This is a genomic window from Sphingomonas epibiotica, from assembly GCF_039615155.1.
Classification (GTDB): Bacteria; Pseudomonadota; Alphaproteobacteria; order Sphingomonadales; family Sphingomonadaceae; genus Sphingomonas.
Window position 1 is genome coordinate 83,408 of record NZ_JBDGHY010000001.1, and the last position, 22,170, is coordinate 105,577.

Consider the following 22,170-nt stretch of genomic DNA (forward strand, 5'->3'; position numbering starts at 1 on the left):
AACAGGTAGACCGTTCGTGCTGAGTAGGGGCTGAGCGAAGTCGAAGACCCGTATCGAAGCACATGGGCGAGACGATCCTTCGATGCGCCATTTCGACAAGCTCATTGCCTACTCAGGACGAACGGGTCAGGCTCGTGTCGTCGTGAGCTAGAGCGGCGGCAACCCGGCGCGCAACTCCGCCACCCATGGCCCGGCCACGCCATCCGAGGGCGCGCGCCAGTCGCCGCGTGGCGACAGTGCGCCGCCGCCTGACACTTTCGGCCCGTTGGGCAGTGCCGACCGCTTGAACTGGCTGGTCTGAAAAAACCGCCACAGGAATTTTTCCAGCCACGCGGCGATTATCGGCAGGTCGTAGCTGCCCTTCGCCTCCTCCGGGAAATCGATCGGCCAGCGCCCCGCCGCCGCATCCCGCCACGCATGCCAGCAAAGGAACGCAATTTTCGACGGCCGCATCCCGTAGCGCACGACATGGTGCAGGAAGAAATCGTTCAGCGCATAGGGGCCGACCCGGTCCTCGGTGCTCTGCATCTTGCCCGATGAATCCGCCGGCACCAGCTCGGGCGAAATCTCGGTATTCAGGATCGCGTCGAGCACCGCATCGGTATCGGCATCGAACTGGTCGGTGCGGATCGCCCAGCGGATCAGATACTGGATCAGCGTCTTGGGCACGCCGGCGTTGACGCCGTAATGGCTCATATGGTCGCCAACCCCATAGGTGCACCAGCCGAGCGCCAGTTCCGACAGGTCGCCGGTACCCAGCACCAGCGCCTGCCGCTGATTGGCCAGCCGGAACAGATAATCGGTGCGCAGCCCCGCCTGCACATTCTCGAACGTCACGTCATAGACCGGCTCGCCCTTGGCAAAGGGGTGGTCCATATCGGCCAGCATCTGCGTCGCGGCGGGACGGATGTCGATCTCGTCGCCGGTGATGCCCAGCGCGCGCATCAGCTTCCACGCATTGCCCTTGGTCGCCTCACCGGTCGCGAAGCCGGGCATGGTGAAGCCGAGAATATCGGTGCGCGGTCGCTTAAGCCGGTCGAACGCCTTGGCCGCGACGATCAGCGCATGGGTCGAATCCAGCCCGCCCGACACGCCGATCACCAGCCGCTTCGTCCCCGACGCGATCAGCCGCTGGCGCAGCCCCTCGACCTGAATGTTGAATGCTTCGTAGCAATCATCGTCCAGCCGGTCGGGGGTGTTCGGTACGAAGGGATAGCGGCGGACCGGCCGCAACAGGCCGATATCGTCGTGGCGGGGCGCATGGTCGAACCCGATCCGACGAAAGCGGGTTTCGGGATGGCCGCTGGCGGTGGCGCAGTCGTTGAACGTCCCCGTCCGCATCCGCTCCAGCCGCAACCGTTCCAGATCGACATCGGCATAGACGATGCCGGCCGAACGATCGAACCGGTCGGAGGCGACCAGCAACTCGCCCAGTTCGTGGACGCTGCCCTGTCCGTCCCATGACAGGTCGGTCGTGCTCTCCCCCATGCCCGCCGCCGAATAGACATAGGCCGAGATTGTCCGCGCCGATTGCGACGCGCACAGCATTTCGCGGTCGCGCGCCTTGCCGATGACGATGTTCGATGCCGACAGGTTGCACAGCACCAGCGCCCCCGCCATCGCGCCCGCCGTCGACGGGGGCAGGGGGGACCAGAAATCCTCGCAAATTTCGGCATGGAACACGAAGTCGGGCAGGTCGTCGGCGGCGAAGATCAGGTCGGTCCCGAACGGCACCTCCTGCCCCGCGACACGCATCGTCAGTCCGGTCAGCCCAGCGCCGGGCGCGAACCAGCGTTTCTCATAATATTCGCGGTAATTGGGCAGATAGGTTTTCGGCACCACGCCGAGGATGCGCCCCCGCGCCACCGCCACCGCGCAATTATACAGCCGCCCGTTGCGCCGCAGCGCCGCGCCCAGCAGCAAGGCGGGGCGAAGGTCGGCACTGGCCGCGACGACGCCCGCCAGTGCCGCCTCGGTCGCATCGCACAACGCGTCCTGCAAATGCAGGTCGTCGATCGCGTAAGAGGTTAAGTTCAGCTCGGGAAAGACCAGCAGGTCGGCCCCGGCATCATGGCCCTCACGCGCCAGCGCGATCGCGGCCCGGCCGTTGGCGGCCGGATCGCCGACGCTCGCCAGCGGGGTACAGGCCCCAACGCGGAGCAGGCCATGGGTGTGGATCGAATGGAAGCGGTGGGCGGTCATGGACCGCAACGTAGGGGAGGGCGCTGGAAAGCGAAACCGTTCGTAATGCTAAGGGGGATCGTTTGCGCCGAAGCGCCACCGTAGCAGCGGCGGATTCTGCCTGCGCGAACCGTTTCCGAAAGTCCTTTCTCGTACCCCGGCGAAGGTCGGGGCCCAGTTGGGGAACGTCGGTAAGATGTGCAAAAGCCTTCCCAACTGGACCCCGGCCTTCGCCGAGGTACGGAAGGGTTCGGGCATAGGCCGAGGACTTTCGCGCAGGTCCCATCGGCGCGGGAACAACGAACTACGCCGGTATGGCTGAAGGGCGAACGGTCCTCGTCCGGATCAAACCTTCGCGGCGTACAGCATGCGCCCTTCGCCGAGCAGGTCGAACACCCGCGCCAGATCACCCTCGGCGACCGCGAAACAACCCTGGCTGCGACCGAGCTTGCCATGCTGCGCGATCATTTCCGGATTGGCGTACCAGGCACCATGGATGACGATCGCGCGCATCAGCGCATTGTCGTTGGTATGGTCCAGCCCGACCAGACGCTGCGACCGACCATGCTTGCCGACGTAGTAATTCTCGGTGACGAAGGCGCCTTCCGACGTGGCGTTCGAGTCGGGCACGTTGCTGAACCGGTCGAGCATGCCACGATGGCGCGGGTCCGATCCGCTGCCGTGCGACACGCGCATCGCCGACACGACGCCGCTGTGCATATCGATGAACTGGAAGCGCGGATGCGCCGAATCGAGCGCGAAGTCGGCGATGGCGATACGGTCGGTCTTGCCGATCGTGCCGCCATGGCGTTGCAGGGCGGCGTGCGCGCGTTCGAACAGGCCGGCATTGACGGTCGGCGGCGCCAGCATCTTCTTTACGGGGGCGGCGGGCAGCGGGGCCGATGCCAGCCGCTGCGGCACCGGCGCGACCGGCAGATTCTGCGCGACGGGCACGATCGCATTCTTGGTGCAGCCCTGTGCCAGCACGAGCCCGGCAAGACCCCCTGCCGCCTTCAGCACCGCCCGCCGCGATCGAACCGCTTCGTCCTGCATCCAAATCCTCGTTTAACCGTTATGGCTCCCCCAGATACGGGACGAGGCGGTTCCAATCAATTAACGCCGGGTAATCCGCGCCGTCACTGGTCGCGACGATGCCACGGGCGGTCGACTCCGTTGCAAACGATACCGCATGAATTTGCGTTCGTCGCGCCGCTGGAGGATAGTCCATGCATGAACGTCGCACTCCGCCTCGGCCTATGTCTGGCGCTGTTGCCTTCTTCGGCACTGGCGCAGCGAAGCGATGCGCTGGCCGTCGAGCGTGCGGCGATGGCAATGCGGCCGGGGGCGCATCGCTGGGCCGATGATCCGCGCCTGCCCGGACCGGTCAGCATCGTCGTCAGTGTGCCGATGCAGATGCTGTTCGTCTACCGCGGCGACGCGCTGATCGGCGCGTCGACGGTATCGACCGGCAAATCGGGCAAGACCACGCCGATCGGCGAATATACCATCCTGCAGAAGCGACCGTTCCATCGCTCCAACCTGTACGACAACGCACCGATGCCGTTCATGCAGCGGCTGACTTGGGACGGCGTGGCGCTGCACGCCGGCAATCTGCCGGGCTTTCCCGCGTCGCATGGCTGTATCCGCATCCCGACCGCCTTTGCCCGCGCACTGTTCGCCGCGACGGCGCTGGGCGGCCAGGTGGCGGTGGTGAACGATGTCATCGCCTTTCCCGCCTATCGCCCCGCCGATCCGGTTCCGCGGCTGGAGGCGGAGGTGGCGATGCTCGCCGGTCGCGATGACCGGGTCAGCATGGGAGGCCGGCGTGCCGACCCGCGCTAGCATCGGTATCTCCGTCATCGTCCTTTGGCTGGCCGGCTGCAACGAGCGCCGCGACCCGGCGCCTGCCCCGACGCCGCAACCGACCGCGACGCGGCAGCCGACCGCGACCTCGAAGCCGATTACCTCGACCGTACCCGACCAGATAACGGTGACGACCAACGAACCCTTTTACTCGGTTAAGGTAGCCGCAGACGCCGTGCTGCTGACCGGGGTCGACCTGCCCGAGCGTCGCCTGAAGATCGTCGATCGTGCCATTGCTGCCGATCGCCGTAGCTGGACCGCGCGCGACGATCGCGGGACCTTGATCGTAACGGCAATTCGAACTGCCTGCGAAGACGACATGTCGGGCGCGCCGCGCGACTTCATGGGCACGCTGACGCTTGGCGACCGGACCGTGCGCGGCTGTGCCTTCACCGGTACGCCGGCACCGCTACACACCGAGACGGCAGAGACCATCCCCGCGATCTTCCTCGGTGAATGGAATAGCGACGCCGCCGCCTGCGCCAACCCCGCGATGTCGATCGAGGGGGTGCGGGTCACGCCGTCCGAAATCCTGTTCCACGAAAGCGCCGGCCGGGTGACGCGGGTCGAACCGCTTGCGCCCGACCGTGTCCGGATCACCGCCGATTATGACGGCGAGGGCGAACGCTGGACCGCGACGCAGACGCTGCGGGTAACCGGCAACCGACTGACCATCGCTACCGACGGCCGACCGATCAGCCGCGTGCGCTGTCCGAACTAGTGAGCGCCGCGGCGATCGCCGCATGCAACTGGTCGCCGGTGAACGGTTTGGTCAACACCGGCAATCCGACCGGCGTGTCGCCGATCTCGGCGAACCCGGTAATCAGCAGCACCGGCACGTCGGGACAGCAGCACCGGACCCGGTTGGCGACATCGATCCCCGACAGATCGGGCATGGCGAAGTCGGTCAGCACCAGGTCGAACCGCGCGCCCGCCTCCAGCGCCTCGACCGCCGCGCGGGCCGAACCCTGTACGGTGACGCTGTGCCCGACTGCCTCCAGTTGCGCGGCGACCACGGCGCGGACTTCAGCATCGTCTTCGACCAGCAATAGCCGGCGCGGCGTCACCGCGTGCGGATCGGGCAAGGCGGTGGTCGCACTGTCGGCCTCGACGCGCGGCAGCCACAAATGGATCGTCGTACCCTGACCGACGACGCTGTCGATCGTTACCTCGCCGCCTGCCGCGCGTGCCATTGCCCGCACCATCGGCAGGCCCAGACCGGTGCCGGCGCCTTGCGCCTTGGTGGTGAAGAACGGCTCGAACACGCGTTCGCGCACCGCATCGTCGATGCCGCTGCCGGTATCGCTGACGGAGATGCGGACGAAAGGTCCGCGCAATTCGGGCAGTTGCGCGGCAACATCGGCGATATTTTCGGTCGCGATGCCCACGGTCCCGCCGCCGTCCATCGCGTCGCGTGCATTGATGGCGAGGTTCAGCAGCGCCAGTTCGAACTGTCCCGGATCGGTACGCACCGACCAAGGCTCCTCGGCGAAACGATAGGCGACGCGGATGCGTCCGGCGGTGGTCCGCAGGATCAGCTCCTCGATCGCACGGATCGCCGCGTCAGGGCGGAAGACCTCGGCGGCAAGGTCGCGCTGGCGGCTGAAGCTGAGCAGGCGGCGGGTGATCGCACTGCCACGCCCGGCGGCTTCTCCGGCCGATGCCAGATAGCGCTTCAGCCGGTCGCGATCGTCGATGCGCCGTTCGGCCAGTTCCAGATTACCGATGATCGCCGCCAGCAGGTTGTTGAAGTCATGGGCGATGCCGCCCGACAGCGTGCCCAGCGCCTCCAGCTTTTCCGACTGGTGGTGGCGCCGCTGCGCCAGCCGGCGATCGGTATCGTCACGCTCGATCCGCAGCAGGTAGCGGTCGTTCCCCGCCTGGAAGGGAATGCGCCGGACATGCGTCCACCGGTCACCGCCCGGCGCCGGGTAATGCCGGTCCTCGTCATCGACTCGGTCCTGCGCCAGCGCCGCGAGATCGCGCGCGTCGACGCCGGCATCGCTTGCGCCGCGCACGATCCGCCCTTCCGCGTCGAGGATCGCGACCGCATCGCCCGAACTGTCGGCCAGCCCGCGAAAGGCGGCGCGTTCGAACGCCAGCGCCCGGCGCAGCGCGTGGCGTTCGGCGGCGGCGGCGATCATCGCCAGCAGCGCCTCGGCGTCCCAGGGTTTGTTGGCATAGCCGCTGATCGCACCCTCGTTCAGCGCCGCGACCACCGCCGACAGATCGGCATAGCCGGTCAGCAGGATCGCCTCCGCATCGGTCGCGGTGCGCGCACGCGCCAGGAACTGGCTGCCGGTCAGCTCGGGCATCCGCTGATCGGAAACGATTACGGCAATGTCGGGATGGACTGCGATCATGCCCAGCGCCTCGACCGGCGAGGTGGTGGACAGGATGCGATACCGATCTTCGAGCAGGTCGGTCAGCGCGACGAGGATCTCGCGCTCGTCATCGACCAGCAGCAGCAAAGGCGGGGTACCGGCGGTTTCCATTATGATTGTTCCGGTATCCTGATCGCGAACGACGCGCCACCCCGTGCCGCACGTCCGATCTCGATCGTGCCACCATGCGATCGTACCACGCCGTACGCGATGGCAAGGCCCAGCCCGGTACCGGCGCCGACATCCTTGGTGGTGAAGAACGGTTCGAACACCCGCTCGCGCTTGTCCTCGGGAATGCCGGGGCCGTTGTCGTCGATCCGGATCAGATACTGGCCGTCGGCGGACCCGGTCGCGATCGCTATTTCCCCGGCCACCGGATCGACCGCATCGGCGGCGTTGGCGACGATGTTCATCACCACCTGATTGACCAGCGCCCCCGAGCATTCGAGCATCCGCGCGGGGCCATAGTCGCGCACCACCCGCACCGTGCCCAGCCGTGGTGCCAACAGCGTCAGCACCGCATCGATCGCATCGGGAATGTCGATCTGCGAGACCTCGCCATCGTCGAGTCGCGAGAAGCGCCGGAGCTTGACCACTAGTTCCTGAATGCGGGTCAGCCCCGACCGGATCGATCCCAGCCGGTCCGCCGCCTTGGTCAACAGCGTCGCCCGCGTCGCATCGTCAGCCTCGCGCGCCCCCGCCACCGCGCGTTCGACCGTCGCCTGATGCGCGAGGATGAAGGCGAGCGGATTGTTGATCTCGTGTGCGATGCCCGCGACCAGTTCGCCGAGCGACGCCATCTTCGCCGATTGCACCAACTGCGCCTGCGTCTCGCGCAGCAGGGCGTTGGCGCCGGCCAGTTCGGCATTGGCCTGCGCCAGCCGGTCTGCCGAATCGGCCTCCGCGCGTGCCTGCGCCAGCGCGATCGCCTGCGCGCGCTCGCGGGCGATGCCGGCTGCCTCTTCGTCACGAGCCAGCTTGCGCCGGACGATGGCACGGATGCGGACCAACAGCATGTCGCCGTCGCTGCGCCGCGACACGACATCGTCGACCCCCGCTGCCAGCCCGGCCAGCATCGTCGCCGGTTCGGCATCGTCGGTCAGCGCGACCAGCGCCATCCCGCTCGCCCGCGCAACCCGGCATCCGTCGAGCCGGGCCGACAGTGCGAAATCCCGCTCGCGCTCGATGACCAGGATGCCGTCGATATCGTCCGCCTCGATCGCCGCCAGCGCCACCGCCGGATCGGCGCAGCAATCGACCCGATACCCCTCCGCCGACAGCCGCCCGACCAGCGGATCGCGGTTCGCGTCATCGGTATCGAGCAGCATCAGCCGCGCCTGCCGCAGCGCCGGCGCCGGCCCGTCCTCGATCGGTCGTCCGCGCGTCTGCCGAAGCAGCGCGCGGATGCGCGACACGATCAACTCGCCACCGCCGCGCTTGGGCACATAGGCGTTGGCGCCGCTGTCGAGCCCTTGGCGTTCGACCTCCGACGCATCGTCGCCGGTCAGCATCAGTATCGGTAGCGTCCGCGTCGCGCCGGTCTGCCGCACGATCCGCACCAGTTCGTCGCCGTTCATGCCCGGCAGCCGGTAGTCGACCACCAGCAGGTCGGGCCGGGCATCGTTCAGCGTTGCCAGCGCGGTTTCGGCATCGCGGGTCCGCGCGACCCGCAACCCGGCCCGTTCGAACATCCGGCGCAGTTGCAGCGCCTGTGTCTCCGAATCCTCAACCAGCAGGATCGACGCACCTTCCATCACCGTGTCCGTTCCAGCACGCGGCGAATATGCGGCGCGATCAGGTCGAGCGGCAGCGACAGCGCCCCCATCCGGTGCGCAGCGGCGGGCATGCCATAGACGACCGAACTGGTCGCATCCTCGGCCACCGCCTGTCCGCCCGCCGCCAGCAGCGCTTGCACGCCCACCGCGCCATCCTCGCCCATGCCGGTCAGGACCACCGCCATCGCTGCCCCGTCCAGTGCGCCGGCCCCGCTTTCGATCAGGCGGGTGGCCGAGGGACGCTGGCCGTTGACTGGTGCGTCGCGGCCGACCAGCATCGTGCCGCTGCGGCTGACGGTCAGGTGCGCGTCGCCCGGCGCGACGTGGATGCTGCCCGCGCGCGGCGCTTCGCCATGCCCGGCGATCTCGACCCGCTGCGGCACGACGCTGTCGAGCCAGCTGGCAAAGCCGGTCATGAAACTCGCCCCCATATGCTGGACCAGCAGTACCGGGATCGGCAGGTCGGCGGGCAGCGCCGCGAACAGCCGGGCAAGGGCAGGGGGGCCGCCCGTCGATGCCGCCACCAGCAGCATCTGCGGCGCGCGCTGTCGCGACACCGGTACCGGCAGCACCGGGGAAGTCCGCATCCGCCGCCGGACGACTGCCACCTCGCTCATGATCGCCAGTTGCGTGCGGATTTCCTGCGCGACTCGCGAATAGGCGGCATCGCCCAGCCCGACCGGCTTTTCGACGACCGAAAGGGCGCCGGCGCGCAGCGCGTCCATGCTGTTGCCCATCGCCCCGCCGTCCATGCTGGCGGAAATGACGACGATCGGCGTCGGACGGTCGGCCATGATCCGCCGCGTCGCCTCCAGCCCGTCGATGCCGGGCAGGCGGATATCCATCGAAATCACGTCGGGCTGTACCACCGGCATCGCCGCGATCGCTTCCTCGGCGTTGGCGAAGGCACCGGCAACGGTCAGCCGGGGATCGTCGTTGATGATGTGGGTCAGCAGGGTACGAACGACGATCGAATCCTCGACGATCATCACGCGGGCCGGATGGGTACGATCGCGCATCGGCGGGTCAGAGCAATTGCTGGACGACGGCGATCAACTTGCCCTGATCGAAGTCCTGCTTGGTGACATAGGCATCCGCACCGAGGCTGAGGCCGCGCTCGATGTCGTCGGGGCTGTTGCGCGAGGTCATCATGACGACGGGTAAAGTTTTCAGTGCCGGATCGTTCCGTATCGCGCCGAGCAATCCGAACCCGTCCATACGCGGCATTTCGACATCGGCCACGACCAGGTCGATCGCGTCGAGGCCGGATCGCAATCGCTCCAGTCCCGCCAGCCCATCGACCTCGATCAGCACGCGATAGCCTTGCGCTTCGAGGATGCTGCGCTCCAGCGTGCGGGTCGTGATCGAATCGTCGACGACCAGGATCGTGTGACTGCGGGCGTCCGGCGCGGCGGCGACCGCGATCGGCGGCCGGACGATGCCGGGCCGGTCGCGCACCAGTTGCGCCGGGTCGAGCACCAGCACGATTTCCCCGTTCAGGAGCACCGTGCCCAGCACCAGCGGTACATCGGCGGCGATTGCCGCGACGTCGCCGACCAGCAATGCCCGCACGTCGCTCAGGGCATCAACGACCAGCATCCGCCGGACGCCTTCGGCCGCGATCAGCACCGCCGGCAGGGTGCCGTTCGCCACGCCCTGCGCAACGCCCAGCACGTCGCTCAGACGCCCGACCGGCACCGCTTCGCCATCGATGGTCAGCATCGTGTCGCCGCCGCTGGGGGTCAATTCGCTCGGGTCGATCCGCCGCACCTGCCTGACCGCGTCGGACGGCAGCGCGACGCGCATGTCGCCGACCTCGACCAACAACAACGTCCGCCGGGTCAACGCGACCGGCACCGCGATCGACACGACCGTTCCGCCAGGCGCGCTTCGCGCGATCGTGGCCGTTCCGTGCAGCCGCCGTGCAACCTCGGCGACGACTGACAGGCCGATGCCACGCCCGGCGACTTCGTCCAGACGGTCGGCGGTCGAAAATCCCTGTTCGAACAGCAGTGCATGCAGCTGGGTCCCGCGCGGCGCCGGCGCGTCGGTCGCGAGCAGCCCGGCAGCACGTGCGCGCGCGACGATCGCGGCATCGTCCAGCCCCGCGCCGTCGTCGCGCACGGTGATCGTCATCCGCCCGCGATCGATCCGCGCGTCGACGGCGATGGTACCGGCATCCTCCTTGCCCGCGCGCCGCCGCACCGCCGGCGTCTCGATCCCGTGGCGGACGGCGTTGCGCAGCAGGTGCAGCAGCGGATCGCGCAGCGCGTTCAGCACCCGGCGATCGGCCTCGCCATCGCTGTCGGCCACCTGCAATCGCGCAATCTTGCCTTCTGCGGCGGCAAGGTCGCGGACCGCCCGCTCATGCCCGTCGAACAGCGTCGCGACCGGTTGCAGCAACAGCCGCTCGCCATCGCGCTCCAGCTCGGCGCTCGACCGGTCGAGCGCATCGCGCAGCCGACCGTGCAGCCGACGGATGCGGTCGAGTTCGCCGGTAGCCTGTCGCAGCCGCCGCGCCGCCTCACTGTCGCCACCCATGGCCAGCAACGGATGCAGCGCCGCCAGATCCTCGGCCAGTGCGTCCAGCCGCTCGGCGACCTGTCCCTGTTCGGCGACCTGCGTCGCCATGACGTGTAGCGATCGGCCCAACCGTTCGACTCGGTGCCCGGCGATCGCGACCCGGCGTTCGGGTTCATGGTCGCGCGTCGGATCGACCGACGGGGGCGCGGCGCCGTCCTCGATCGCATCGGCCAGCGTCCGCAATTCGGCGATGGCGGCGGCATCCAGCGCGCGGTCGCCGCGCTCGACCGCCAGCAACAGCGCCTCTGCCTCATGCGCCGCCGCCTCGGTCGCCGCCAGTTCGACGGCGCGCGCCGCCCCTTTCAGGCTGTGCGCCCGCCGGCTGAACTCGCGCAGGTCGACCGGCCGCCCGGCATCGGCATCGGCCAGCGCCGCGCGGATCCCGGCCATATGCTCGGCCAGCTCCGACGCGAACGCCGCCATCAATTCGGCCTGCAATTCGTCCATGGCTTACAGCCGGTAGCGTTCGGTCAGCCCGACCAGCGTACGCGACAATTCGCCCAGATCGCCCGCCGCCTGGTCGAGCTGCCGGGTCGACGACGCGGTCTGCTGCGACGCCTCGCGGATGTTCTGCAGCGCGATCGTCACCTGTTCGATGCCGATCTGCTGCTGGTTGGTCGATGCCACGATCTGCTGGAACGTCTGGACATTTTCCTGCACCCGCGTCGCCAGTTCCTCGATCGCGGCATGGCCGGCATCGGTCCGCTCCTTGCCCGATGCGACGCGCTTGACCGCTTCCTCGGTCAGCATCACCGACGAATTGATGCCGCGCTGAATGTCGCCCAGGATCGACCGGACGTTGCGGGTCGCGCCCTTCGCCTGATCGGCCAGCAGCTTCATCTCGGCCGCGACGATCGCGAAGCTGCGCCCCTGTTCGCCCGCCGCCGCCGCCTCGATCGACGCGTTCAGCGCCAGCAGGTGCGATCGTTCGGACACGTCGTTGACCGTGGCGATGATGTCGCCGATCGCCTGCGTCTTTTCCGACAGCGCGACGATGTTGGTCGCGACCGCTTCCGCTTGTTCGCGGATCGCGTCCATCGCCCGTGCGGTGTCGCCGACCGCGTTCAGCCCGGCATCGCTGACCTGTGCGGTTGCCTGTGCCTGCGCGATGACCTCCTGCGCGCGACGGCTGATTTGCGCCCCGCTATGGGTGATTTCGTCGACGGTCGCGGCGGTTTCTTGCACCGCGGCCAGCTGTTCCTCGACCGATGCCGCCTGTTCCTGCGTCGATGCGCGGATCTCGTTGGTCGCGGCGTTCAGGTTGGTGGTCGCGGCGCGGTTCTGCGCGGCGATGGTGCGCAGTCCCGCGACCATCTCGTTCAATGTCCGCCCCAATTGGCCCAGCTCGTCCTTGCCGGTCGCATCGGTCGTGGTCGACAGATCGCCGCCGCCGATCCGCCCGACGAACCCCATGAACTCGTCGAGCGGGCGGACGATCGACCGGCGGATAGTGATCGCGACGGCGACGCTGACCAGGATTGCGACGATCAGCCCGATGATGATCGACACGCGGCTGGCATTGTAGACGTCGCGGGTCGCATCGCGGCCCTTTTCGATCGCGGCGTTGAGCGTCTCACGCGCCTGCCCGACGCGGGCTACCGTCGCGGCATGGTCGCGGACGATCTCGTCCTCCGCCGCCAACACGCCCGCCCGGTCGCCCGCCTGGATCGCGGTCAGCTGCGTCTCGACATCGTTGCGGGTGCGGGCCAGCGCCCGACCGGCATCGCCCAGCTGACGACCCATGCGCGCCCATTGTTCGGACCGCAGGCCGGTAACGGCGTTGGCGCGATAGGTTTCGGCGGCGCGCTCCTGTTCGACGATTCCGCGCGCGGCGTCGTCGACCGCCGCCCGCCAGCCGGCGGTGGCTTCGCGCGTGCCGGCGTTGTCGCCGGTCAGGAACCCGCGAACCAGTGCCGCGCGCTGTTCGACCTTGCGCGACAAGGCGTGATCGATGCGGTTCAGCGCCTCCATCGACGACAGGTCGCGTTCGACGATCAGGTCGACGGTCGACCGGACCTCACCGATCTGGATCAACGCATAGAGGCCGAGGGCGAGCAGGATTGCGGTGAGGGCCGCGAAGCCGGCGGCGATCCGGGTGGAAACGGACAAACCTTATCCTTCCTGAAGACGGGCGGGGAGCAGTAGCTCGATCAGCAGCGCCGGGTCGATACGGGTCAGGCGCTCGCCATCTCCCTCGACCAGACGCGACAAAGTTGGCGCCGTGTCGTGCAGCGGCGCATCGATCACGCCCAGCAGGGCATCGACCGCCAGCGCGATGCGCGGCGCGTCGTGGCGCAGGACGATCATCGCGGCAGGCGTGTCAACTTCGCGCGCCAGCAGCCCCGCCGGATCGAACAGATTCACCACCGCCCCCCGCCATGCCACCAGCCCCAGCAGGGCGGCCGGACCATGCGGCACACGTGTAACCTTTGGCACCATCGCCACCGCCCGGACCTGCGCGATCGGCAGCCCGTGCGCCACCCCGCCCAGCGCGAACGCCAGCAGCGTCTCGGTCGGCGTATCGCGCAGGGTCCGCTCCGCCGCCACCGCCTGCTGCCGCGCGCGTAGCACCGCCGCGACGGCATCGGCATCCATCCCCTCGGCGACGATCGGGCGCGCGCTCACCGTGTGGTCCCGATGATATGCCGGATCGCGGCGGTCATCGCGCCTGCGGTCATGCCGTCGCCCTCTGCCAGTTCGGTCGCTGGATCGAGCGCGGCGGCGACGCGCAACGCATTGGTCAGGCTGCGTTTCCCATCGGGTTGCCGCCCCTGCGCCAACAAATAATGGCCGAACTGATAATGCGCCATCGCGAACGATCGGTCGAGATACAGCGCATCGCGAAACGCCCGCTCGGCCGAATCCTTGTCGCCGCTGGCCAGCGCGTCGAGCGCGGCGAAGTAGCGCGCAACCGCATCCGACATCCGCTCGACGACGAGCGCGGGAACGGGCAGTGGCTTGGCGGCCACCACCCGTCGCGGCCGGGCGGGGGACGGCGAGGGCAGTGGCTTTGGCATTGCGACGGATACCGGCACGACCGGCGCCGGCCGCTCGACCGAACCCTTCGGGCGATACGCCAGAACGCCCCCGGCCTGCACCGGATCGGCCACGGCGTCGAACCCCGGATTGGGTTCGGCATGCCCCAGCAGTAATAGTCCCTCCGGCGCAAGCCGCTCGACCAACGCTCCCACGACCGCGGTCGCATGTTCCTGCGCGAAATAAATCAGCACGTTGCGGCACAGGATCAAGTCGTAATCGGTGAAGCCGAGCGCCCCGGTTCCGTCGATCATCGACATCAGATTATGCCGTTCGAACCGCGCAAGCCCGCGATAGCGCTCCTTCAACCGGTACCGCTCGCCGCTTCGGTCGAACAGCCGCGCGCGCTCGCCTTCGCCGACGGTGCGCAACGCCCAGGACGAATAATCCGCCTGCCGCGCCGCGTTCAGCGCCGCCTCGTCGATATCGGTACCGGTTAGCGCGATCCGCCATTCGTCGACAGCTTCGCCGAGCAGATCGGTCAGGACGATCGCGATCGAATGCGCCTCGGCTCCGGTCGAGCAGCCGACGCTCCAGATGCGCAGCCTTTTCTCGGCGGCATTGCGGCGGATGAGCTGCGGCAGGATGACGCTGCGCAACGCGTCGAACTGTTCGGCGAAGCGGAAGAAGAAGGTCTCGTTGATCGTCACCGCGCTTTCGAGCAACGGCCATTCCGCATCATGCGGGTCTTGCAGCCGATCGCGATAGCGCGCGAGCGTCGCGTCGCCGGTTTCGGCCATGCGGTGGGCGATGCGCTCGGCGAACTGCGCATCCTTGTCGACATAATAATGATGGCCGGTGCGGCCGATCACCAGCGCCTTGACCGCGGCAAAGGCTTCGTCGTGGATCATGCCGCGCTCCACTGACCGGCACGCTGAGCGGCCGCAGCCGTCAGCGCGGCCAGCGTCGCGCGTTCGCCGTCGAGGAGCAGGCGATCCGGCGCGATGACATGCGCGACGTCGTCTCCGACTGGCAATTCGCCGACGATGGCCGCGTTCAGGCTGTGCCCGGACTGTATCGGCGCGACCCCGCCCGACACGACGTCCTCCGCCCGGTCGACAAGCAGGCACGGTCCGCCATTCCGCAGCCGCACCAGATGCGCCGACAAGGCGACGGTATCGACCCGCGCCGTCGGATCGAGCAGCAACAGCGGGGCGAGCACCGGCACCGGCGCGCCCTGCAACAGGACAAAGCCCAATATGGGCGCGGGCAGTCCCGGCGACGCATCGATCGGCAGCATCGGCAGCACCTCGCGCACCGCCGACAACGGCAGCGCCAGGCGGGTATCACCGATGCGCAGGATCAGGAACGATGCAGTCATCGCGGCTTGCTATATCGCGGGTACGGCCCGCTGTCAGTCGCGTTGCGCGCTGATCCGTACGAGATCGTCCGGCGTGTTGACGTTGGCTATCTCGTCGGCGCCGGTTACCGGCTCCGCCCCGATCCACTCGGCAAAGGTTCGCACCGACCTGGACCCGCCGCCATGCAGCATCGTGCGTAAGGTCGTGTCTGCATCGACCGGCCATAGCCCGACGACCGGCAGGTCGGGCAGATACGCAGCCGGACCCGCCGCTGCCAATCGCGCGCGCAAATCGTTCGGTACGAACGGCGTATCGCATGGCACGGTCAGCACGTGCGTAAACCCCTCCGAACAGGCATGGTGCAGCGCCGCCGCGATCCCGCCAAGTGGCCCGAGATGGGGAGCGGGGCGATCGGGAACCGCCTCCAGCCCCGGGTGCGTGCGTCCCACGACGATCAGCGCATCGACTTGCGGCTCGACGGCATCGGCGACATGATCGATCAGCGCGCGGCCGTCGATCGCCGCCAGCGCCTTGTCGCTGCCGAAACGGCTCGATCGTCCGCCGGCGATGATCGCTCCCAAGACCCGTGTCATGATGCGAGCATCGCATCGGATCGGACCAGCGTCCGCAAAGCCAGTCCGGCCGTTGCCGCGCGGTCCAGCGCCAGCGTCGTCGCGGCCGACAGCGTGGCCAGCATCGGGCATGCGGCCAGCACCGCTTTCTCGACCAGTTCGAACGAACAGCGCGACGACAGCAGCGCGAACCCGCCGTCCCAGTCGAGTCCGCCGCGGCGCATCGCTCCGATCAGCTTGTCGAACGCATTGTGCCGGCCGACATCCTCGCGAACCAGGCGGATATGGCCATCTGGCGCGCATAGCGCCGCGGCGTGGGTTGCTCCGGTCGCCTGCGCCAGCGGCTGATGATCGCGGAGCGCAGCGGCGGCGGCGAACAGCGCGGCATCATCCGCCGTGGAACGCGCGCTGACGGTCGGCAACGGGCGCAGCGCCTGTTCGAGATTCTCGATCCCGCACAATCCGCACGACGATTCGGATACGCGGTGCCGAACGCGATCGGCCACCCGGCCGTGGCGTTCGGCCGCCAGCGTTACTCTCAGCAGCGTACCGGCATCGGTGGCGTGCGCATCGACGTCGATCAACTCTTCCGCCCGGTCAATCAGACGTTCTGCCAGCACGAACCCATGGGCAAGGTCGTCCAAATAGCTCGGCGTTGCCATCAGCACAGCATAGCCCAGCCCGTTCACCTCGACTGCGATCGGTGCCTCGACCGCGACGGCGCGGTCGTACAAGGTGCGTCCCCCCCCTGGTGCCAACCGGTCGAACTGCCGGATGGTCGTATCGGCGTGTATCATCCGGCGACGATGCGTACCGGCACCGCTTTGGCGGCCGGAGTCTGCGACGCATGGTCGTGCCAGCCGATCGGGATCAGCGGATTGAGTTCGGGATAATAGCCTGCGACGCAACCATCGGGCAGGTCGAACGGCACGACTTTCAATCCGGGGACGCGACGATCGACGCAATCCTCCGCGTCTCCGATCAGCGTGACCACCTGTCCCTTGTGCAAGCCGGCCTTGGCGATTTCGGCCGGGTTCATCATCAACACGTCGCGCGTCCCCGAAATGCCACGGAAGCGATCGTCATAGCCGTAAATCGTCGTGTTGAACTGGTCGTTCGAACGGAGCGTCACGAGCCGATACCGTCCTGGCGCATCGTCGATCGTCGTTCCCGACAGCGAGCGTGGCACGGTGAACTCCGCCTTGCCGCTTTCGGTCTTCCAGACCCGCTCGCGCGCCGAATTGCCGCGGTAGAAGCCGCCCGGCGTGAACATGCGTTCCTCGAAGTCGTGAAACTCTTCCGGATAGGTCGCTTCGATCAGCTTGCGGATCTTCGCATAGTCGCCCGTCCACCCGTCCCAGTCGACCTTCGGGTTCGGATCGAGCGTCGCTTTCGCCATGCCGGCGACGATCGCGACTTCGGACTTCAGATGCTCGCTCGCCGGTTCGTGCGTGGCGATCGATCCGTGGATATGGCTGAACGTATCCTCGATCGACACGATCTGCTCGCCGCCCGCCTGCTTGTCGACCTCGGTCCGGACGAGGCAGGGGAGAAGATAGGCGGTCTTGCCGTTGATGAGGTGGCTGCGATTCAGCTTGGTCGCGATCTGGACGGTCAGGCGGATGTCGGGCCATGCCGCCTCGATCCGCTCCAGATCGGGGATCGCACGCAGGAAATTGCCACCGAGCGAGACGAAGGCGTCGATCTCGCCCTTCAATATGTCTTCGCACGCGGTCACGGTGTTGTGGCCGTGATCCATCGGCGGTTCGAAATCGAACAATTCGCGCAGCCGGTCCATCGGCACCAGTTCGGGCTTTTCGGAAATGCCGACGGTGCGCTGGCCCTGCACGTTGCTGTGTCCGCGAACCGGCGACATGCCGGTACCGACGCGCCCGATATTTCCCTTCATCAGCAACAGGTTCACATAGGTCGCGACATTGTCGAACCCGTTGACCTGCTGGGTCAGGCCCATGCCGTAGATGCCGATCGTCCGATCCGCTTCGACATAGACCTGTCCCGCTGCCTCGATATCGGCGCGCTTCAGTCCGCTCTCACGCTCGATGTCCGCCCATTCGGTCGCGCGCACCATCGCTTCGAACGCCGCAAAGCCGTCGGTATGCTGGTCGATGAAATCGACGTCGAGGACGTGAACCTTGTGCTCTGCCCAGCTCTTGTCTTCGGCGGCGAGTACATGCTTGGCGAGACCGATCATGACCGCCACGTCGCCGCCGGGTCGGACCTGGTGATACTGGCAGGAAATCTTCGTCTCGCTGCGCGTCGCCATCTCGAAGGGGTTTTGCGGGTCGGTAAAGGCGATCAGACCCGGTTCTTTGACGGGGTTGAACGTCACCACCTTGCACCCGCGCTTCACCGCATCGCGCAAGGGGTGAAGGAACCGCGGACTGTTCGATCCGGTATTCTGCCCGAAGAAGAACATCGCGTCGCAATGTTCGAAATCGTCGAGGATCGACGTACCCACCGGCGCACCGATCGTCTTCTTCAGCGCGACCGACGTCGTCTCGTGGCACATGTTCGAACTGTCGGGAAGGTTGTTATGCCCATACAGCCGCGCGAACAGGGCGAAGAGATACGACGTTTCCAGGCTTGCCCGGCCCGAGGCGTAGAAGATCGCCTTCTTCGGATCGATCGCGCGCAACTCGGCGCCGATCGCGGCGAATGCCTCGTCCCAGCTGCATTCGACATAATGGTCGGTGGCATGATCGTAGCGCATCGGATGGGTCAGCCGCCCCTGATGCTCCAGATCGAAATCCTTCCAGCTCTTCAGCTCGCTGACCGAATGTTTGGCGAAGAATTCGGGGGTGCAGCGATTGGGTGTCAGGTCCCACAACGTGGCCTTCGCACCATTCTCGCAGAACTCGAACGGGTGCGGCTCGGCCGGTTTGCCCCATGCGCAGGAGGTACACATGAAGCCTTTGGGCTTGTTCTGGCGGGCGAGCTGGGCGAGCGCGGCGGGACGGTTGCGCTCCTTCCCGAGGATTTTCGACATCCCCTTGACCGAACCCCAACCGCCGGCGGGACCGTCATATCCCACCACATCATCGCGATCCGCCACATTCATCCCTTCGCCACGCCATCCGGCGTAGGGTACGCAGCAGGATGAACGAAGTTCCAGAGGTTAATGGACCATTTCGACCGCTACTGCCGTGGCTTCGCCGCCGCCGATGCACAGCGACGCCATCCCGCGTCGCAATCCGCGCGTCTCCAGCGCCGACAGCAACGTCGCCAGGACGCGCGCGCCGCTCGCCCCGATCGGATGGCCGAGCGCACAGGCGCCGCCATGCACGTTCACGATATCGTGCGCGAGGCCGAGGTCGTGCATCGCCGCCATCGTGACGCAGGCGAACGCCTCGTTGACCTCGAACAGGTCGACATCGCCGCTCGCCCAGCCGGCCCGATCGAGCGCACGGCGCATGGCGAAGACCGGGGCGGTCGCGAAGCGGGCCGGCGCATGGGCGTGGCCCGCCTGCGCGACGATCCGCGCGACCGGGGTCAGGCCCAGCCGGTCGGCGACCGAAGCTCGCGCCAGCACCAGCGCCGCCGCCCCGTCCGAGATCGACGATGCGTTGGCGGCGGTGATCGTGCCGTCATTGGCAAAGGCCGGTTTGAGCGTCGGGATCTTCGACGCGTCGCCGCGCGTCGGCTGTTCATCGGTACGGATGGTCGTGCTGCCCTTGCGACCGGCAATCTCTACCGGCACGATTTCCCGATCGAACGCACCCGAGGCCTGCGCCGCCTGCGCCCGGGTCAGCGATGCGATGGCGAAGTCGTCCTGCGCTTGCCGCGTAAAGCCATAGGCGGCGGCGGTCTCCTCGGCGAAGCTGCCCATCAACCGGCCGGGTTCATAGGCGTCTTCGAGCCCGTCGAGATACATATGGTCGAACAGCCGATCGTGCCCGATCCGCGCGCCGCTGCGGTGCCGCTGCGATAGATAGGGAGCGTTGGTCATGCTCTCCATGCCGCCCGCGACGATGATGTCGGCCGATCCGGCGGCGATGGTGTCGGCGGCCATCATCACCGCCTGCATCCCTGACCCGCACATCTTGTTGACGGTCGTCGCCTCGACATGCTGCGGCAGGCCTGCTCCCAGTGCCGCCTGCCGCGCCGGTGCCTGGCCAAGACCGGCCGGCAGCACGCAGCCCATATAGATGCGTTCGACCGCCTCTCCCGACAGGCCCGCGCGCGCCACCGCCGCGCCCACCGCCGCCGCGCCCAGTTCGGTCGCGCTCGCCCCGCTCAGCGACCCCTGAAAGCTGCCCATCGGGGTGCGGGCATAGGACAGGATGACGACGGGATCGGACATGCGGCTCTCCAACGGATTCTGGTTTCGTTTGATATCATATCTAGGGGCAAGGCCGCCGCCTCGCAAATGCCGGTGATTGCCGATAGGGGCGGGCGATGTTGTCCGCACTTCCCCCCATTGTCTGGCCCGTTCTGCTCGGCGTGCTGGGGGCGGTATTCGGCAGCTTCATCGCGACGCTCACCATCCGTTGGCCGCAGGGCCGGTCGGTCGCGGTCGGCAGGTCGGCATGCGACGGGTGCGGCCGGACGTTGCGCGCAACCGAACTGTTGCCGCTGGCGAGCTTTGTCGCCCTTTGGGGGCGATGCAGCCGTTGCGGCACGCGGATCGCGCCGAGCCATGTCGTGACCGAACTGCTCGGCGCGGCGATCGGTATCATTGCGGGTCTGGCCGCCCCCGGTTTCGACGGCGTGGCAGGCGCAGTGTGCGGCTGGTTGCTGCTCGCACTGGGCGCAGTCGATCTCGCCGCTTTCTGGCTGCCCGATCGCCTGACCCTCACCCTTGCCATCACCGCATTGGTCGGCGGCATGGCGGGGGCCGCGCCTGATCTCGGCGAACGGCTGATTGGCGGGGCGGGCGGCTTTGTCATCCTTTGGCTGATCGCGGCACTGTATCGACAGATTCGCGGCCGGACCGGGTTGGGCGGCGGCGACCCGAAGCTGTTCGGCGCGATCGGTCTTTGGCTCGGCTGGCGGGCGCTGCCGGTTGTGTTGCTTATCGCATCGCTGGCCGGGCTGGCGGTCGTGCTGGTGATGGCGGTTGCCGGCCGACGCCCTACCGTGACCGACCGCCTGCCGCTCGGCACGCTGCTCGCCGGTGCCGCCTTCCTCTACTGGGCACTCTCCGCCTAGGCCGCCTCGACCCGATATTCGATCGGCTTGAAGCTGCCGCCATTCGATGCCGGCGCCGAACAGGCGGTCAGCCCGATCACCAGATTCATCGTCGCGCGAAAGGTGATCGAATCACCCGCCTTGCTGATCGGCGGCAGGACGCTCAGCTTCCCCGTCGCACCGTCGATCGGCACGTTCATGAAGCAGTTGAATGCCACGGGTATCCGGTCGGGCCGCACGCCATAGGGTTCGAGCGCCGCCGCCAGATTGCCGAAACAGCCACGATGCGGCGGCAGGTTCGGATAGAAATGATCGAAGGTGTCGTAGGAGCACGGCGTCAGTAGGAAATCATGCATCCCGACCATATCGTCGACGATCTCCAGCATGACCCGGCTGCGGTTGGAATAAAGTTTGTGCCCGGTCGTCAGTCGGATCGTCTCGGCGTAATCGAGCGTCCGGCCCGACGAAATGACTTCGTCCAGATCGTCGGCATTGAACGCCAGCAGATCGGCGACCTGACAGCCGCGCGGATCGATCACCACCAGCGTTTCGCCCTGTTGCAGTCGAAAGGCGGTACCCGAGCGTTCAGGGATGACGACGTTCACTTTGCCTCTCCCGAATAGTGGAACGGGCAGGCCCAGCGGTCGTCGACCTGCCGACCGCTATATTGCCGCGCCTCGCTCGCCGCGCCGTGGCGCGCCAGCATCGGGTTGCGGCTGCCGGCCAGCGCCTCGTCGCGCACCAGGATCTTCTCGCGCATCGTCTCGTACTTGCCCTCGGCGCGCAGCCGCTCGAACTGGTCGTGCAGGTTGAACACCAGCGTCGGGCGGTCGAACCGTCGTGCCGGCCGGCTTGAGCGCGGGTGCAGGCCGACGATGAAGAACGCCTCGCCGCCGAAACTCAGCGAGAAATGCGGGTTGTCGGGATCGGCACTGACCCGGGCGTCATAATCCTGCCCGCGCCACACATCCTTGTCCGACAGCGACTGGACACGTTGCCACAGCGCATGCTCGAACTGGGCCTCGCTCAGATCGCCCGGCCCGTCGAAGATCACCGCAAAGCTACGATACATCGCGCGATCGCGCCGGTAATTCTCGGCCAGTCGCATCAGCGAATCATGGATGCGGACATCGTCCCACGCGCTATCGATGCGGGAGCAGGCCAGCACGTCGAGCGTCCCCTTCGCCATCGCCGATTTCGCCCCGACACAGGGGAAGGCGCGGTCATCGACATGCTCGAACAACATCGCCTGCAGGCGATCCTGCGCTTCGTGCTTCCAGTTGAACATATTTCGGAGGTCCCGACCCGGTTATTGGATGGAGAGTAC

Annotated in this window: 19 protein-coding genes; 3 read left to right on the forward strand and 16 right to left on the reverse strand. The window is 67.4% G+C overall.

Annotated features, from left to right (window positions below; all coding sequences use genetic code 11):
• Positions 1–147: 147 nt before the first annotated feature.
• Positions 148–2,202 (reverse strand): NAD(+) synthase, encoded by a 2,055-nt coding sequence (locus tag AAIO73_RS00460; protein ID WP_345875529.1) that lies wholly within the window; start codon positions 2,200–2,202, stop codon positions 148–150.
• 324 nt (positions 2,203–2,526) lie between these two features.
• Positions 2,527–3,234 carry a murein L,D-transpeptidase catalytic domain family protein gene (locus tag AAIO73_RS00465; RefSeq protein ID WP_345875530.1) on the reverse strand — a complete coding sequence of 236 codons (708 nt, stop codon included), beginning with the start codon at positions 3,232–3,234 and terminating at the stop codon, positions 2,527–2,529.
• Between the two features lie 177 nt (positions 3,235–3,411).
• Here AAIO73_RS00465 and AAIO73_RS00470 point away from each other — a divergent pair, with 177 nt between their 5' ends.
• Entirely contained in the window at positions 3,412–4,023 is a 612-nt protein-coding gene (locus AAIO73_RS00470) for a L,D-transpeptidase family protein (protein ID WP_345875531.1), read from the forward strand.
• The gene (locus tag AAIO73_RS00475) at positions 4,007–4,765 is read left to right on the forward strand and encodes a hypothetical protein (RefSeq protein WP_345875532.1); all 759 of its coding nucleotides are present in this window, start codon (positions 4,007–4,009) and stop codon (positions 4,763–4,765) included. Before AAIO73_RS00470 ends, AAIO73_RS00475 begins: the two co-directional genes overlap by 17 nt.
• On the opposite strand, the gene AAIO73_RS00480 is transcribed toward AAIO73_RS00475, so the two are convergent.
• The 12 genes from AAIO73_RS00480 to AAIO73_RS00535 all read right to left on the reverse strand — a co-directional run bounded on the left by AAIO73_RS00480 (position 4,740) and on the right by AAIO73_RS00535 (position 20,016).
• Positions 4,740–6,539 (reverse strand): response regulator, encoded by a 1,800-nt coding sequence (locus AAIO73_RS00480; protein WP_345875533.1) that lies wholly within the window; start codon positions 6,537–6,539, stop codon positions 4,740–4,742. The two genes, AAIO73_RS00475 and AAIO73_RS00480, sit on opposite strands and share 26 nt — an antisense overlap.
• The gene (locus tag AAIO73_RS00485) at positions 6,539–8,182 is read right to left on the reverse strand and encodes a response regulator (RefSeq protein ID WP_345875534.1); all 1,644 of its coding nucleotides are present in this window, start codon (positions 8,180–8,182) and stop codon (positions 6,539–6,541) included. Before AAIO73_RS00485 ends, AAIO73_RS00480 begins: the two co-directional genes overlap by 1 nt.
• The gene (locus tag AAIO73_RS00490) at positions 8,182–9,222 is read right to left on the reverse strand and encodes a chemotaxis protein CheB (RefSeq protein ID WP_345875535.1); all 1,041 of its coding nucleotides are present in this window, start codon (positions 9,220–9,222) and stop codon (positions 8,182–8,184) included. Before AAIO73_RS00490 ends, AAIO73_RS00485 begins: the two co-directional genes overlap by 1 nt.
• A gap of 7 nt (positions 9,223–9,229) precedes the next feature.
• On the reverse strand, positions 9,230–11,233 hold the full coding sequence (locus AAIO73_RS00495) for a hybrid sensor histidine kinase/response regulator (RefSeq protein WP_345875536.1): 2,004 nt from the start codon (positions 11,231–11,233) through the stop codon (positions 9,230–9,232).
• A 3-nt stretch (positions 11,234–11,236) separates the two neighbouring features.
• A complete protein-coding gene (locus AAIO73_RS00500; RefSeq protein ID WP_345875537.1) occupies positions 11,237–12,895 on the reverse strand; it encodes a methyl-accepting chemotaxis protein in 1,659 nt (552 codons plus the stop codon).
• A 3-nt stretch (positions 12,896–12,898) separates the two neighbouring features.
• Positions 12,899–13,411: a chemotaxis protein CheW gene (locus AAIO73_RS00505; RefSeq protein ID WP_345875538.1), complete on the reverse strand. Its 513-nt coding sequence runs from the start codon at positions 13,409–13,411 to the stop codon at positions 12,899–12,901.
• Entirely contained in the window at positions 13,408–14,673 is a 1,266-nt protein-coding gene (locus tag AAIO73_RS00510; protein ID WP_345875539.1) for a CheR family methyltransferase, read from the reverse strand. The genes AAIO73_RS00505 and AAIO73_RS00510 overlap by 4 nt, the downstream gene beginning before the upstream one ends.
• Positions 14,670–15,143, reverse strand: a complete 474-nt coding sequence (locus AAIO73_RS00515; protein ID WP_345875540.1) for a chemotaxis protein CheW — start codon at positions 15,141–15,143, stop codon at positions 14,670–14,672. Before AAIO73_RS00515 ends, AAIO73_RS00510 begins: the two co-directional genes overlap by 4 nt.
• Before the next feature lie 33 nt (positions 15,144–15,176).
• Positions 15,177–15,716: a molybdenum cofactor guanylyltransferase gene (mobA, locus tag AAIO73_RS00520; protein ID WP_345875541.1), complete on the reverse strand. Its 540-nt coding sequence runs from the start codon at positions 15,714–15,716 to the stop codon at positions 15,177–15,179.
• Positions 15,713–16,492 (reverse strand): formate dehydrogenase accessory sulfurtransferase FdhD, encoded by a 780-nt coding sequence (gene fdhD, locus AAIO73_RS00525; RefSeq protein ID WP_345875542.1) that lies wholly within the window; start codon positions 16,490–16,492, stop codon positions 15,713–15,715. The genes mobA and fdhD overlap by 4 nt, the downstream gene beginning before the upstream one ends.
• Positions 16,489–18,768: an FdhF/YdeP family oxidoreductase gene (locus AAIO73_RS00530; protein ID WP_345875543.1), complete on the reverse strand. Its 2,280-nt coding sequence runs from the start codon at positions 18,766–18,768 to the stop codon at positions 16,489–16,491. The genes fdhD and AAIO73_RS00530 overlap by 4 nt, the downstream gene beginning before the upstream one ends.
• Positions 18,769–18,831: 63 nt before the next feature.
• Positions 18,832–20,016, reverse strand: a complete 1,185-nt coding sequence (locus AAIO73_RS00535; protein WP_345875544.1) for an acetyl-CoA C-acyltransferase — start codon at positions 20,014–20,016, stop codon at positions 18,832–18,834.
• Between the two features lie 95 nt (positions 20,017–20,111).
• Here AAIO73_RS00535 and AAIO73_RS00540 point away from each other — a divergent pair, with 95 nt between their 5' ends.
• Positions 20,112–20,864 carry a prepilin peptidase gene (locus AAIO73_RS00540; RefSeq protein ID WP_345875545.1) on the forward strand — a complete coding sequence of 251 codons (753 nt, stop codon included), beginning with the start codon at positions 20,112–20,114 and terminating at the stop codon, positions 20,862–20,864.
• Here AAIO73_RS00540 and AAIO73_RS00545 read toward each other — a convergent pair.
• Positions 20,861–21,448, reverse strand: a complete 588-nt coding sequence (locus AAIO73_RS00545) for a DUF1989 domain-containing protein (protein WP_345875546.1) — start codon at positions 21,446–21,448, stop codon at positions 20,861–20,863. The two genes, AAIO73_RS00540 and AAIO73_RS00545, sit on opposite strands and share 4 nt — an antisense overlap.
• Positions 21,445–22,131, reverse strand: coding sequence for a guanitoxin biosynthesis heme-dependent pre-guanitoxin N-hydroxylase GntA (gene gntA, locus AAIO73_RS00550; protein ID WP_345875547.1), 687 nt, complete (start codon positions 22,129–22,131; stop codon positions 21,445–21,447). The genes AAIO73_RS00545 and gntA overlap by 4 nt, the downstream gene beginning before the upstream one ends.
• Positions 22,132–22,170: the final 39 nt, after the last annotated feature.